Here is a 214-nt window from a genome sequence, read left to right as displayed (position 1 = left end):
GCCACGTGCACCCATTTCTATAGAAAGGTTACAAACCGTCATGCGGCCTTCCATAGTCATATCTTCAAAAACATCACCAGCATATTCTACAAAATACCCTGTAGCACCTGATGTAGTTTGTTTTGAAATAATGTATAAAGCAACATCTTTAGGTGTTACACCAAACCCTAATTTACCATTTACGTTAATACGCATTTTTTTAGGTTTTGGCTGC

Annotated in this window: 1 protein-coding gene; it reads right to left on the bottom strand. The window is 37.4% G+C overall.

Annotation, left to right across the window (positions count from 1 at the left end; genetic code table 11):
- A partial coding sequence (locus tag FUA24_RS01180) for an aconitase family protein (protein WP_246146919.1) occupies positions 1 to 214 on the bottom strand: 214 nt, incomplete at both ends.

The sequence above is a fragment of the Seonamhaeicola marinus genome (assembly GCF_008085455.1).
The sequence above is the reverse complement of the archived record's forward strand: the minus strand, read 5'-3'. Positions and strand labels throughout refer to the sequence as shown.